Source organism: Hydrogenovibrio halophilus DSM 15072 (genome assembly GCF_000384235.1).
Lineage (GTDB): Bacteria > Pseudomonadota > Gammaproteobacteria > Thiomicrospirales > Thiomicrospiraceae > Hydrogenovibrio > Hydrogenovibrio halophilus.
Genome location: NZ_KB913033.1, coordinates 282031 through 296248, shown reverse-complemented (window position 1 = coordinate 296248; position 14218 = coordinate 282031). Strand labels below are relative to the sequence as shown.

The window sequence follows — 14218 nt, the reverse complement described above, 5'->3', positions numbered from 1 at the left end:
GAAAAAGGTGGCTTCCATGTCAAGTTTTTTGAAAGGCGTTGATCAACGAACCTCACTGGCGGGCATGAACCGCATGGAACTGTTGTTGTTCAAGATTCACGGCAATCAGCTGTTCGGCATCAATGTGTTTAAAGTGAGAGAGGTGATTCGTACGCCTCACATTTCTCCCGTGCCCAAGTCCGATCATCGCGTGGTCGGAGTCGCGGACATCCGGGGCCAGACCATGCCTATGATCGATTTGGCCAAGTCTTTGGATCTGCCCCCGGTGCCGGAAGACAAGCACGCCGACTCCCTGACCATTGTGACCGAGTTTAACTCATCGGTGCAGGGATTTCTGGTCGAAGACGTGGACCGCATTGTGCATTTGCGTTGGGAAGACATTCTGCCGCCGCCGGATTCCCTTCAGAACGTGAACTATCTCACCGGCATTACCCGCGCCCAGGAACAGATTGTGGAAATTGTGGACGTGGAAAAAGTGCTGGCCGAAGTGTCCGGGCATCAGGAGGAAATGTCAGAGGAATTTCTGCATGAAAACCAAACGAAGACCGAAGGACAGAATTTCTTCGTGCTGGCCGCAGACGATTCGGTGGTGGCGCGAAATCAGGTCAAAACCACTCTGGAAAAACTGGGCATCAGCAGCAAAATCGTCACCAATGGCCGTATGGCGCTGGACTTTCTGAAAAAATGGGCCGATGACGCCGACAAAGACATTTCGCCACCGGTATCCGAGCGGGTGCTGATGGTGATTTCCGACATTGAAATGCCGGAAATGGATGGCTATACCCTGACCACCAACATTCGCAAGGACCCCAGGTTGGCCGATCTGTATGTGATTCTGAGTTCCTCGCTCAGTGGCGGTTTCAATGAAACGCTCACCGAAAAAGTGGGGGCCAATAAGTTCATGTCCAAATGGCACCCGGAAGAGTTGGCTCAAACCATCATTGACCGGATCGAAACCGTGAAATCGCAACGCCAGGAAGAGGCGGCTTCCTGATGAGTCTGTGGGCGCGCGTCGGTCAGACGGCTGTTTTGGCCTTGCTTCTGGGGCTTTCGCTGACGGTTCAGGCCAAATGCGTGGTGGTCACAGGCGTGGCGACGCTCGACGACAAGCCCGAAGCGTTTGCCCGCCAGATGGCGATTCGCGATGCCCTTCGACAGGCGACGATGATGTCGAATGTGAAGGTGTCGTCCGATCAGCGTGTTGAGAATTATCAATTGCAGTATGACCGTACCCGCTTCAGTTCGCAGTCCAAAGTGCAGGATTATGTGATTGTGGAAGAAGGGGTGGAACCGCCCAAATTTGACGATCTGTTTGATGAAAACGGCAAAGAAATTCGCGATCCCAAGGAAGTGGAGAAGCTCAAACTGTATCAGGTCAAAATGGAGGTCTGTCTGACCGAAGACCCCCAGGCCTGCAACAAAACCCCCGGCAACCACCTTCAGGCCAAGCTGGCGGTGGCCCCCGTTGTGACCACCGATGAATACGCGGCACGTGATATTCGCCGACTGTTGCCCGGTTACCAGCAGGAAATCATGCGGCGCCTGCGCGAAGCCGGGCATCAGAATCTGTTGCAAATGGATACGGGCTCCGTGATTGACGCGCGCAGTACGGTTCGTCCCAATCTGGACCGGGAACTTCTGGAGCCGATTCGTGAACGCACGGGTGCCCAGTATCTGATGCTGACGGTGGTACGTTCGCTCTCGCGCAGCAATAACGATCCCGATGTCTGGAACGACATCAAACGGTTTTACAATCTGGAAGTCCGCCCCAATGCCCGCTTTATCGAAGTGGAAACGTTTTTGGTGGATCTGGTCGCGCGCAAGCAGGTCTGGCAAAAGCGGCATGGTTTCAACATTGAAGGCGATGTGACTGTCGGCCGCGACAAACCTTTCGGGACCAGTGCATTTTTTAACACCGACACCGGCATGGTGTTTCACCGGCTGCTGCATGAGCAGGTGAGCGACCTGTACCACGAAGTCAAATGCAAACCCTTGACCACACGCATCATCGACATTCGTGATGACGATTATGTGTTGTTGCTGTCGTCAGAGTCCGGTGCCAAGCCAGGGGATCAACTGGCGGTGTACCGTCTTTTCGGTCGCCCCGTCCGTCACCAGGGAATGGCACTGGGCACAGACACCCGGCCTGCCGGATTTCTGGAAATCGAGCGCATTCAGTCACGCTTTGCCATTGCCAAGGTGGTGAGTGAAGACGAGCGCATCGAAATCGGCGATCTGGTCAAAAGCTGGTAGTTCTGACAGAATTTTGACAGCCAGTGCGTGGTGTTTTTGACCAGGCCTGGTGAATATTCATACAAAGGCGGTCATCTCGACCATTCCCCTCTTGTCATCCAGACCATCCCCTTGTCATCCCGACCGGAGCGGAGGGATCTTTTCGACCCTGCTCCGTCTCCAAAGACCCTTCGGCTTCGCTCAGGGTGACAATTTGGTCACGTTGACCACGGTCTGGTCATCCTGACCGTTTTACTAAGCACCCCGCCCATTCCCTTCTTGTCATCCAGACCATTCCCCTCATGTCATCCCGGCCATCCCCCCCTTGTCATCCCGACCGGAGCGGAGGGATCTTTTTCGTCCTGCTCTGCTCCGTCTCCAAAGACCCTTCGGCTTCGCTCAGGGTGACACGGTATTGCCTTCCCAGTAGAGCAGTAAGGGCAAAATTTGCCTGTGTTTTGTGCGGCAATGCATTTTTTGCCGCTTTTTTATTAAAAAGCGCTAAAGAAAAACCCTCTCCTGCCGATAGCGGTCGCTTTTGCAAAGCTTGAGCTTTTTTTTTCCTGTTTTGGCACACTCGTTGCTTATTCATTCTCACAATAATAATAAACCTCACAGAACCCGGTATATGGGCTTTTGAGATCAGAAAAAGAAAGGACCCGATCATGGACTCAATCTTTGGTGTTCACGAAGAAGCGTTAAATGTCCGAACCGCACGGCAGAAGCTGTTGGCCAACAATCTGGCCAACCAGGATACGCCGAACTTCAAGGCGCGTGACATTGACTGGCGCGCGCAAATGAAACAGGCCTCGGATGAACTGAGCATGAAGCCCAGTGGCAAACCCGACATGCAGCGCACCCACAGCGGTCACATTACAGGCTTTGCCGAGATGACGACCGACAGTTTTGTCAAATACCGCCAGCCCACGCAACCGGCGCTGGATGGCAATACGGTGGAAGCGCACATTGAAAAAGCGCAGTTCATGGAAAATTCCATGCAGTACCAAGCCTCACTGGAGTTTATCAACAGCAAGATTAAGGGCATCAAAGGTGCTCTAAGCAGCCAGTAAGGAGATAGACCATGTCCATGTTTCCAACGCTTGATATTTCCGCCACCGGCATGCACGCCCAGACAGTGCGCTTGAACACCGTGGCTTCCAATATGGCCAACGTTGACAGCGTCAGTTCCAATGCCGAAGAAACCTACCGGGGCAAGCAGCCGGTGTTTGAAACCATTTTGAACGACGAAACAGGCGAGCCCAAGGGCGGTGTGCGCGTCAAAGACATTATTGAAAACGAAGCGCCTCTGAAAATGGAATACAACCCCAACCATCCGATGGCCAATGACGAGGGCTACATTTATCGCCCCAATGTCAATGTGGTCGAAGAAATGGCCAATATGATGAGCGCTCAGCGCAGTTATGAAACCAATGTGGAGGTGCTCAACACCTCCAAGCAATTGATTTTAAGAACGATTCAGATGGGCAAAGGACAATAAGGTAGCACACTATGGCAACTCTCCCGATCAGCTCTGACAATACCGATTATATGCAGGCCATGCAGCAGGCGGGCAATACCAACAAGGCCGCACCCAAGGATGAATTGGGCCAGGCGGATTTTCTGCGCTTGCTGACCACGCAGCTGCAAAACCAGGACCCCAACAAACCCATGGATCCGACCAATTTCGTAACCGATCTGACTCAGATGAGTCAGCTTGAGAGCACCAACAAAATGAACAGTTCCATGCAGGCGATGACCGCAGGCTTGCAAAGCATGCAGGTGATGCAGTCGGCCTCGCTGATCGGTAAAAACGTGCAGGTCAATGCCGATCAGATGACGCACACTCAGGGCGAGCCTTCGCAGATCCGTATGGAGCTGGATCAGCCGCTCAAGGACGTCACGGTGGTGATTTCCGATGAGTCCGGGCCGGTGCGTGAGATTTTTATGGACGACCTCAATGCGGGCGAGGCCAACCCGATCTGGGATGGCAATGATGAAGCCGGTAATCCGGTGGCCAGTGGTGAATACAAGCTGACTGTCTACGGCATGGATGACAAAGACGAGTTGCAAAGCATCGACACCGTGGTGCCATCACAGGTTAATTCGATTGCCATTGGCGATGATGGGGCGGTGACCGCGACCCTGGCCACCGGCGAGCGCGTCAAGATGGAAAAAATCAGAGAAATCAGTGCCTGATCACGCTTGTTTCCAGACCAGCACACACAAACCCATTTGGATGGGACTCAACAACAAAACAGATTCATAACACAAGGAGATAAGTCATGGGCTTTCCTTACGACCTGAACGCCGTCAGTGGCATTAATGCCGCTTCCACCAGTCTTGGTGTGATTTCAAACAACCTTGCTAACTCGCAAACCGTTGGCTTCAAGGGGTCGCGTGCCGAGTTTGCCGACATGTTTTATGGCGCGCAAAGCTCGCCAGGCAACGGGGTGCGCGTTTCCGACATCACTCAGAACTTCACCAATGGCACCATCAATGACACCGGTCGCGAGCTGGACATGGCCATCGATGGCGATGGTTTCTTTATTCTGGAAGATAAAACCGGGAAGTACGACAATGTCTATAGCCGAAATGGCTCTTTTAAGTTGGACAAAGAGGGGTTTATTACTGCACAAGAGGGTAACCGCCTTCAAGGTTATTTGTTGAACGAAGAAATGTCTACCGAGGCCAATCCTCAATTTGACACCACTTTGAGTTCCATTAATTTGGATGCTCTCAATAAGACCCCTAAAGCTACAGACGAAATGGGCTTTAATATTAACCTGGATGGTGAGGAAGGCAACAATTTAGACCCTCAGGGAACCAACAGCGGTAACGCTGCAGATGACGATTCAGTCGGGTCGACGGAAAATTTAAACCGTCTATTTAACCCAGAAGATAATGGTGATTTTGCAGGGTTTCCCGACTTTTCAACCAATAAAATTATTCATGATAGCTTGGGTGGCGAACACCGTTTGACAGCCAATTATTTCAAAAGAGACGTGGTGCCTAAAGAAGATGATGCAGGTAATCAAATTTCAACCACAGACGCCGACGGTAATACCGGTGCCGCGGCTGCGGATGCGGTTAAGTATTCTTCTTGGTTAGTGCAATATACCGTTGAAGACTATAACGAAGAGACTGGAGAGTGGCAAACCAGTGGCCATATGGCTGATGAAAACGGTGACTTGGTAGACTACGATGGTGCTGGTGCTTCTGCTGCCGGGCAGGTTTATGAGATGCGCTTTGATACCAATGGTAGTCTGCTTGGTACCTATCAGCCAGATGATGGTGCAGGTAACTATGATGCCAACCAAGTGGGTGGGGGTACTATTACCGGTGCTGCAAACTCAGATGAGACAGGGACAGCTGCCACAGAACTTGATTTTACCAAAACCACCCAAGCACCCAAACTCCATTTTGTGATCGACGATCCCTTGACTGGAGCGACAGACCCTTTGGGGGGAGAAATTGCCGCCACTCCAGGCACTTTTGATATTGATTTGGATTTTCAGGAAATGACGCAGTTTGCGGGCAATTACAACCTGCGCGGTGTCTCACAAAACGGGTATGCCATTGGCGATTTGGTTGGGGTGACCACGGGATTGGATGGGGTGATTGAAGCCCGTTACTCCAATGGCCGTTCGGTGCCGGTGGCACAGTTAGGCCTGGCGGATTTCAATGACAAAAACGCTTTGGAGAAACTGGGTGGACAGACTTATGCCGAGACCTTTGCCTCCGGTGAGGTGGAAATCGGTCGACCTCAGGACAATGGCATGGGCACTGTCAATGCCGGCGCTTTGGAGTACTCCAATGTGGACACCGCCGGGGAACTGGTCAATATGATCCAGACCCAGCGCACCTATCAGGCCAGTGCACAGGTGGTACAGACTTCACAGACTCTGATGCAAACCATCTTGCAGCTCTAAGCCTGATGATCAGATAAGCCATGTCATGCGATTCAATCAAGCCGGTTTGTTTTCAAACCGGCTTTTTTTGTTTGCATCCCCGCTAATAAGGTTATCGGCCAATTTTTTCAGGCTTTAATGTTAATTTTTGCCGTTTTTGGCACGGGAGGTGCTAAGTAACTGTTGAGCGGGGGAAAGAAACAACAAAGTTTTGACACCTGCCCAAAAAGCAATAACCGCTAACACACAAGGGAATCTGACACACGATATCAATACAAAGTGTCATATATGTGACTGGCAAAATTAAATGTTTGTCAGTCTCTTTTTTTCGAATTTGCTGGTGTACTGCATCGTTTTTGGTTAAGCCTTCAGAGAAGACAGTGCACTAAGGAGAGTTGGTATGGATCGGATGTTATACGTGTCGATGAGTGGGGCCAAAGAAGCCATGCTTTCTCAGGCCAATAACTCCAACAACCTGGCCAATGCCAACACGGACGGGTTTAAGAAAGATTTTAACCAGTTCCGTGCGCAGCATATGGATGGACCGGGCTGGCATACCCGTACTTACTCTCTGGATGAGCGTCCGGCCACGGATTTTACGCCCGGGCCGGTCAAAGTCACTGGGCGGGATTTGGATGTGATGACCAAGTCAGACGGGTTTATGGCCATTCAGGCGCCGGACGGCACCGAGGCCCTGACCCGTTCGGCTTCCATGCAGATCACTCCCGCCGGCGATTTGGTGGATGTGAACGGCAACCCGATCCTGAACGAGGGCGGCGCACCGATCAACATTCCACCGCACAAATCATTGAACATTGGTGATGATGGGACCATTTCGTTTATTCCAGCGGATGCGCCCAACAATCTGCCGGTGTTGCTGGATCAGGTGCGTCTGGTGCAGCCCGATACTCAGCAGCTTCAGAAAGGCGAAGACGGTTATGTTCGCTTTATGGGTGAAGACGGGCTGGATCAGGCGCCGGTTCGGATGGTCAGTGGTGCGTTGGAAGGCAGCAATGTCAACACAGTGGAAGCCTTGACCAATATGATCGAACTTTCTCGCAAATATGAGATGCAGGTCAAAATGATGAGCACCGCCAAAACGCACAGTGAACGCTCCGACAGCATTGTGAAGCTGTCCTAATCGCGTATTGAGACCAGGAGACTGACATGAACAGAGCCCTTTACGTTGCCAAGACCGGTTTGGAGGCCCAGGATTTTCGCCTGGCGACCATTTCCAACAACCTGTCGAACGCCAATACCTTTGGTTACAAAGCCGGGCGCGCCGAATTTGATGATTTGATGTATCAGAATGTGCGTCAGCCGGGGGCGTCCGCCACGCAGAATGATGACAATACGCTGCCGTCTGGCTTGCAGCTTGGTACCGGGGTGAAAGCCGTGGGGGTGCAGAAGCTGCACACTCAGGGCAATGCCATGGTCACCGACAATCAGCTGGATGTGATGATCGAAGGGCGTGGTTTTTTTCAGGCATTGGATCAGGACGGCAATATTCGCTACACCCGCGACGGTTCGTTTGAGATGAACCAGAATGGCGATCTGGTCACTTCCTCCGGTTATCTGGTGGAACCCAATATCAATATTCCGCTGAACTCCACCGAAGTCTTTATCGGTTCGGACGGCACAGTGTCCTACAAAGAACCGGGCAATCCCGAACCGGTGGATGCCGGGCAGTTGGAGCTGGCCACTTTTGTCAACCAGTCCGGTCTGGAAGCCATGGGGAAGAACTTTTATGCCGAAACCCTGGCCAGTGGGCCGCCAAATATCAAAGCACCTGAGACCGAAGAGGCGGGCAGTTTGTTACAGGGCGCGCTGGAATCGTCCAACGTCAATACCGTGGATGAATTGATCGGCATGATCGAGGCGCAACGTACTTACGAAATGAATTCCAAAGCCATCAGCGCGGCGGACGGCATGATGCAGTACCTCAATAATAACGTATAAAAAATAAATACTCTCTTGCCACACACAAGGAGAAGACCATGACCAGAAAACAGATGATTCAGAAAATGGCCCTGGTGGCCGCAACCGGCTGGTTGCTGTCGGGGTGTTCCACCACGCCAGAGCGCTTGGAGGAGTTCAGCTACGAACCCAGCTTTCCCGTGAGCGCGCCTCAGAACGACGGCCCGCAGAACGGGTCTCTTTATCAGAGCGCCAACAGCATGTCGCTGTTCAATGATGCACGCGCCCATCGGATTGGCGACATCATCACCATTCAGCTGGCCGAAAGCTTTGATGCGCAGAAAAAAGACCAAGCCAGTTATGACAAGAGCAATCAGCAGGATTTTGGCGTGAACACCCCATTGAACATTTTCGGTCAGGCATTGACCTCGCCGGTCACCGCGCCGTTTGCCGCAGGCAATCCCACAGGCATTGGCATCGGTTATGGTTCCAACGGCAGTTTTGCCGGTTCCTCCGATGTGAAACAGAACTCAGACCTGACCGGTTCCATTGCGGTCACGGTGGTGGAAGTGTCCCCCAATGGCAATCTGGTGGTGCGTGGCGAAAAATGGATCACCGTGCATGACGGTAACGAAGTGATTCGTTTTGCTGGGGTCATCCGCCCCCAGGACATCAGCACGGAAAACACCGTGGCCTCGAACAAAGTGGCCGATGCCCGAGTGATTTATAAAGATGTGGGCATGTCGGGCGACACCAATCGTCCCGGCGCGGTCACCAAAGGGTTGAACAAATACTGGCCATTTTAAAAACGCCAGTCACTCTGAACGAATCATACCGTGTCACCCTGAGCGAAGCCTAAGGGTCTTTTGAGACGGAGCGGGATTGAAAAGATCCCTCCGCTCCGGTCGGGATGACAATGCTGTCACCCTGAGCGAAGCCGAAGGGTCTTTTGAGGCGGAGCAGGATTGAGAAGATCCCTCCGCTCCGGTCGGGATGACAAGGGGTGGTCGGGATGACAGTACTTTGAACAGTTCTAGTGACAATTTGAATTTTTAGGTTTTACCGGCCTGTTTTCACTCTCTCCTTTTTGCAGGTCGGTTTTTTCTTTCATTAGGGTTCAGCGTTTCAGGCTCAGAACCCTATTTTTCACCAGGCCTGGTGATTACCGCTTTTTTTCTGGTCTTTGGGGGCAATTTTTTGCCCCATTTTTTTGTCTGTCATTTCTCCTCAATTTTCTTTCAGCGAACCGACTCGTCCAGTTCTCGAAAACTTTAGCTCTTTTTGTTAAAAAAATGTCGCCTTGGCACAAGCCGTGCTTCAATGAACTCAGAACAATAAAAACATATGTGCGATTTCGTTCGACAAAGGGGAACGTTATGCTTACCAGAAAAAAGATGATATTGCTTGTGCTGACGCTGTGGCTGCCTTTGAGCAGCTACGCCGAGCGCATCAAAGACGTGGCCAGCGTCGCCGGAGTGCGCGACAACCAGCTGGTTGGCTATGGTCTGGTTGTGGGCCTCAATGGCACGGGCGACAAAACCAGCTATACCACCCAGAGTCTGAAAAGCATGCTGAGCAAGTTTGGGATCAATCTGCCGCCAGGCACCAATCCCGAATCCAAAAACATTGCCGCGGTCGCGGTCAATGCCAATTTGCCGGCGTTTGCCAAACCGGGTCAAAAAATTGACGTGACCGTGTCCTCACTGGGCAACGCCAAAAGCCTGCGCGGCGGGACTTTGCTGATGACGCCGTTGAAAGGGCTGGATGGCAAAGCCTATGCGGTGGCCCAGGGCAACATGATTGTCGGGGGGCTGGATGCCTCGGGGGCGGATGGCTCCAAAATCACCATTAACGTGCCCAGCGTCGGGCGCGTGCCGGGTGGGGCGACGGTCGAGCGAGCGGTCAACAGTGGCTTTGACCTGGGCAATACCATTACCTTGAATTTGAATCGCGCCGACTTTACCACCGCCAACAATGTGGTGAAAGCCATCAACGAGACCCTGGGCGAAGACACGGCCTTTGCGCTGGATGGTGAATCGATTGAAGTGCGGGCTCCCAGAGTGCCGGATCAGCGGGTGTCTTTCCTGTCGGTGCTGGAAAACATTGACGTCCAACCCGGACAGGAAGCGGCCAAAGTCATTATCAACGCCCGTACGGGCACGGTGGTGATCGGAGCCAACGTGCAAGTGTCGGCCGCAGCGGTCAGCCACGGCAACCTGATTGTGAAGGTCGATGAAGAGACCGACGTGGATCAGCCCAATGCCTTGGGCGGCGGTCAGACCGCACAGAATCCCGACAGCAATGTGGAAGTGCAAGAGGGCGAAGGGCGCATGTTCAAGTTCCCGCAGGGCGTGACCCTGGACGACATTGTGCAGGCGGTCAATAAAGTGGGGGCCGCACCGGGCGATCTGGTGGCCATTTTGGAAGCCCTGAAACAGTCCGGCGCGCTCAAAGCCGAATTGATGGTCATTTAAATGGAGACAGGCATGAGTGTACTCGAATCCCAGAAAATGGACATGGCGCCCGCTGCGCACAAGCAGATTTATGGCAACAGCGGCGGTTTTCAGGACCTGAGAAACCAGGCGCGAGACGATCAGCAAGCGGCCTTGCGGCCAGTGGCGGAACAGTTTGAATCCATGTTTCTGTCGCAGATTCTCAAACAGTCGCGCGAGGTCAGTTTTGATGACAAATTCATGGATGGGGAAAACGCCGATTTTTACAAAGACTGGTATGACCAGCAGTTGGCGCAGGATCTGGGCTCTAAAGGTTCTCTGGGTCTGGCCGATAAAATAGTCGAGGAGCTTTCTCCCAAGCTGCAAGCGCTTTCACCCGAAGCGCTGGCAGAACACAAGGCCTCTAAACAGGCTTACATTAATGAACAGACGCAATCGACCGTCAACTCGAATACAAAGACGGGTCAGTCACCACAGACAACGCAAGAGCAGCTTGATCAGCGTGCGTTGTTGCCATAAACAATAAAAAACATCAGGGCTACAGACAAAACCACCAGGCCTGGTTAAAAATATGCACTACCGACCAGAAGGAATGCTATTATGGCAGATATGCTTAATATCGGTACCAATGCGCTGAATACCTTTAAGCGTGGGCTTGAGGTGACCGGCCACAATGTTGCCAATATCAATACCGAAGGCTACAGTCGCCAACGTGCTGAAATTTCCAGTCAGTCTTATGGTGGCGATGCGACGATGTTTGGTGGAGCGGGATCGCGCGTCAGCTCCATCGAGCGAATCTATGCCAGTTACATTCAGGACCAGTTGGTAGATGCCCAGAGTCTGAAAAGCCGCTATGAAGAACAATTGAGCTTGTCCAAACAGGTAGAAGGGGTGATTGCCAGCAACGATGGCGGCATTCAGGATTCAATGCAGAATTTGTTCAACGGCTTTCAGGAACTCGCCAATAACCCAACCTCAGATACCCAAAAACAGCACACCCTCAATGAAGCCCAAGGGTTGAGAACAATGGTGCGTAATGCCTCTGAAGTGCTGGAAACCACCGAAAAACAGGTCAATACTCAAATCAAAGATATGACAAAGGAAGTCAATCGTCATCTGGATTCCATTCATAATATCAACAAAGAAGTCACACGTGCGTTTTCTAATGGAGCACAGGCACCGAATGACTTGCTGGATCAACGAGATGAATCCATAAAACAGCTTAGCGAGTACATGGATATCAAAACCTTTCGCCAGGAAAATGGGCGCATTGACATTCATACAGGAAATGGGCGCTTGCCATTGATCAGTGACAATACTTTGACCTACTTGGGAGCTGACAAGACCGAGTTTACCCAGGAAAATCGGACCGAAGTGACTATGCAGATTGGCGGGCGCAAGCTGGAGGTCAGTGATCAGATCCAAGGCGGTCAACTGGGTGGCGTGCTTGATTTCCGTAAAAACATGCTGGACCCTGCCATGAACGATCTGGGTGTGGCGCTTAATGGGTTGACTGCTTCGACCAATTGGCAGCATTTTCAAGGCTATGACGAAGACGGTAACCCGGGGCAGGAATTTTTCAAAGCCTTTGAGACCAACGCTTTTAACAGCCGGGATAATGTCGCTGACGGCTCGGACATTAACGTGCGTTTCAACCCTTCTCAGCCAGCGGGTGGGTATCCTGCGGGGTACAATGGTGAGCCGCCCTATGACACCACGCAACCGACCGACTATGCGTCTAAAGAGGCGCAGTTGCAAAATGCCTATGACGATGTGGGGCAACTGAAGGCGCGAGAGTACGAGATACGGGCGGATGGCACCAATTTTACGTTTCACGATCGCAAAACCGGCGAAACTTTGACGCCGACTCAAGTCGATATCGATGATGATGGCACCAATGATCAAGTGTACAAAGTGGATGGGCTGGAGTTCGATTTAAGGGGGATCACCAACAATGACGGTGATCGTTTTTTGGTGACCCCCCACAAGGATATGGTCTCTCAGTTTGATATGGCGATGACGGATCCCCAGAAAATGGCGACGAGAGGTGAAGCTCCGCTTCCAGATTATGATGATCTCAAAGAAATATTGGGTGTGACCACTGATACGCTAGACAGTGATGCGCCTGAAAATGATTTTGATGGTGAGAGTTTGGAAGATCGTTTTGATGCCTTTTTCGGCACGGGGTCATTTGCGGCGGTGGCTGGTGGAAACAATGAAATCACGCTGGCTGAATATCAAGACCCTGCCACGGGGATTGAGCAAAACGCGATCATGGGGCCAGCCGCCGAAGGCGATAACACCAATATTGCCAATATGGCCAGTTTACAGGATAAGCCTGTGCTTTATAACAATGAAAGCGGTGAGCCATCAGAAACTTTGCTTGGGGGCTATTCAACAATGGCCTCCAGTGCCGGAAGTTATGTCCGTAACACCGATATTCAGCTTACTTCACAAACCAATGTGTACGAGCAGATCAGCCAGAGACGGGAAGAGTATTCGGGGGTGAATCTGGATGAAGAGGCAGCCAATTTAATGCGTTTTCAGCAGGCTTATCAATCTTCGGCACAGATTGTTCAGACGTCGCAGTCGTTGTTTCAATCTTTGCTTGGTGCGGTGCGCATTTAAGCGCTGAGACAGGAGTAAAAATTATGGTTATGCGTGTCTCGACAGAGCAATTCAATACCCAGAGCTTTTCTGCGATTGGCAAAAATCAAAAAGCCATTGTGGACTTGCAGGAGCAGATTACAACCGGTAAACGGGTGAATAAACCGAGTGACGACCCAGTCGCACTGTCGCAAATCCACGGGCTGAATCAATCGATAAAAACGATTGAACAATATGAAAAAAATGGTGATTATGCACGTTCCCAGCTGGAGCGTCAGGAAACGCAGCTAAGTTCCGCGGTTGATCTGACCCAGCGCGCACGTGAACTGGCGATACAGTTCTCCAACGGAACCTATAACGAAGCCGACCGTAAAAATGCGTCGGTCGAAGTGGCGCAGTTAACCGAGCAGCTGGCCAACCTGATGAACACAACCAATGGTGAAGGCGAGTTGATGTTTGCCGGTGGGGTGAAAGCGGACCAGGCGTTCGTAAAGGACCCCGATAACCCGGATTATTATGCCTATATCGGCAGTCATAATGCCGGGGCGGAAGAAAAGCCTTTGGCAAATTTTGGTGGGCGCTTTGTGCAAATTGCTTATGACAGTGACCATAAGCTCAATGCCAATGACCAGGGGGATTACAGTCGCGTGCGTGTGTCGGACAATGGCGCTCAGGTGTTGAAATCTGGTGCTAACGCCTTGCAAGACGTTGAAGACGTCAATGGCAATCCGATTGAGGTCGATGCGAACCTGCTTAACACCATGGTGCAGTTTCAAAAGGATCTGGCTTCAGGGGAAACCAAGCATTTCGGGGCGATTGCGGATGATATGGATGCCGGTCTTGATACGCTGAAATCACAGGTCTCGGACGTTGGGAGCCGTGTCAATCGGATTGATGCCCAGAGAGAGGCCGGGGAGCGTTACTCTGTGAGTCTGCAGGAACGTCGTGGAAAACTTGAAGACAAAGATCTGGTGCAGGGCATTTCGGATTTGACCCAATATCAGACGGCTTTGCAAGTCTCGCAGCAGGTGTTTTCCAAAGTACAGGGCATGACGTTGTTCAATTACATCCAGTAATCTGTGGTTGGCCTGTTGTTTGCTA

Annotated in this window: 14 protein-coding genes; 13 read left to right on the top strand and 1 reads right to left on the bottom strand. The window is 51.8% G+C overall.

Features of this window, described 5'->3' with window-relative positions:
- The first annotated feature begins 16 nt into the window (after window positions 1-16).
- Both A377_RS0101465 and A377_RS0101460 read left to right on the top strand, forming a co-directional pair.
- Window positions 17-994: a chemotaxis protein gene (locus A377_RS0101465; RefSeq protein WP_019894323.1), complete on the top strand. Its 978-nt coding sequence runs from the start codon at window positions 17-19 to the stop codon at window positions 992-994.
- Window positions 994-2253 (top strand): flagellar assembly protein T N-terminal domain-containing protein, encoded by a 1260-nt coding sequence (locus A377_RS0101460; protein ID WP_019894322.1) that lies wholly within the window; start codon window positions 994-996, stop codon window positions 2251-2253. The genes A377_RS0101465 and A377_RS0101460 overlap by 1 nt, the downstream gene beginning before the upstream one ends.
- 307 nt (window positions 2254-2560) lie before the next feature.
- On the opposite strand, the gene A377_RS0101455 is transcribed toward A377_RS0101460, so the two are convergent.
- Window positions 2561-2899 carry a hypothetical protein gene (locus A377_RS0101455; protein ID WP_019894321.1) on the bottom strand — a complete coding sequence of 113 codons (339 nt, stop codon included), beginning with the start codon at window positions 2897-2899 and terminating at the stop codon, window positions 2561-2563.
- On the opposite strand from A377_RS0101455, the gene flgB reads away from it, so the two are divergent.
- The 11 genes from flgB (at window position 2898) to flgL (ending at window position 14193) form a co-directional block, all read left to right on the top strand.
- Window positions 2898-3302, top strand: a complete 405-nt coding sequence (flgB, locus tag A377_RS0101450; protein WP_019894319.1) for a flagellar basal body rod protein FlgB — start codon at window positions 2898-2900, stop codon at window positions 3300-3302. The genes A377_RS0101455 and flgB overlap by 2 nt on opposite strands.
- 11 nt (window positions 3303-3313) lie before the next feature.
- Entirely contained in the window at window positions 3314-3730 is a 417-nt protein-coding gene (flgC, locus tag A377_RS0101445; RefSeq protein ID WP_019894317.1) for a flagellar basal body rod protein FlgC, read from the top strand.
- An 11-nt stretch (window positions 3731-3741) separates the two neighbouring features.
- Complete coding sequence (locus A377_RS0101440; protein ID WP_019894316.1) at window positions 3742-4428, top strand: flagellar hook assembly protein FlgD; 687 nt, start codon at window positions 3742-3744, stop codon at window positions 4426-4428.
- Window positions 4429-4514: 86 nt separating this feature from the next.
- On the top strand, window positions 4515-6161 hold the full coding sequence (locus A377_RS0101435) for a flagellar hook protein FlgE (RefSeq protein ID WP_019894315.1): 1647 nt from the start codon (window positions 4515-4517) through the stop codon (window positions 6159-6161).
- 379 nt (window positions 6162-6540) lie between these two features.
- Window positions 6541-7281 carry a flagellar basal body rod protein FlgF gene (locus tag A377_RS0101430; RefSeq protein ID WP_019894314.1) on the top strand — a complete coding sequence of 247 codons (741 nt, stop codon included), beginning with the start codon at window positions 6541-6543 and terminating at the stop codon, window positions 7279-7281.
- Between the two features lie 26 nt (window positions 7282-7307).
- On the top strand, window positions 7308-8099 hold the full coding sequence (gene flgG, locus A377_RS0101425) for a flagellar basal-body rod protein FlgG (RefSeq protein ID WP_019894313.1): 792 nt from the start codon (window positions 7308-7310) through the stop codon (window positions 8097-8099).
- 38 nt (window positions 8100-8137) lie between these two features.
- Window positions 8138-8863, top strand: coding sequence for a flagellar basal body L-ring protein FlgH (locus tag A377_RS0101420; protein WP_019894312.1), 726 nt, complete (start codon window positions 8138-8140; stop codon window positions 8861-8863).
- 570 nt (window positions 8864-9433) lie between these two features.
- Entirely contained in the window at window positions 9434-10531 is a 1098-nt protein-coding gene (locus A377_RS0101415; protein WP_019894311.1) for a flagellar basal body P-ring protein FlgI, read from the top strand.
- 12 nt (window positions 10532-10543) lie between these two features.
- Window positions 10544-11029, top strand: coding sequence for a rod-binding protein (locus A377_RS0101410; RefSeq protein WP_019894310.1), 486 nt, complete (start codon window positions 10544-10546; stop codon window positions 11027-11029).
- An 81-nt stretch (window positions 11030-11110) separates the two neighbouring features.
- Entirely contained in the window at window positions 11111-13138 is a 2028-nt protein-coding gene (gene flgK, locus A377_RS0101405; RefSeq protein ID WP_019894309.1) for a flagellar hook-associated protein FlgK, read from the top strand.
- 29 nt (window positions 13139-13167) lie between these two features.
- The gene (flgL, locus tag A377_RS0101400) at window positions 13168-14193 is read left to right on the top strand and encodes a flagellar hook-associated protein FlgL (protein ID WP_019894308.1); all 1026 of its coding nucleotides are present in this window, start codon (window positions 13168-13170) and stop codon (window positions 14191-14193) included.
- Window positions 14194-14218: the final 25 nt, after the last annotated feature.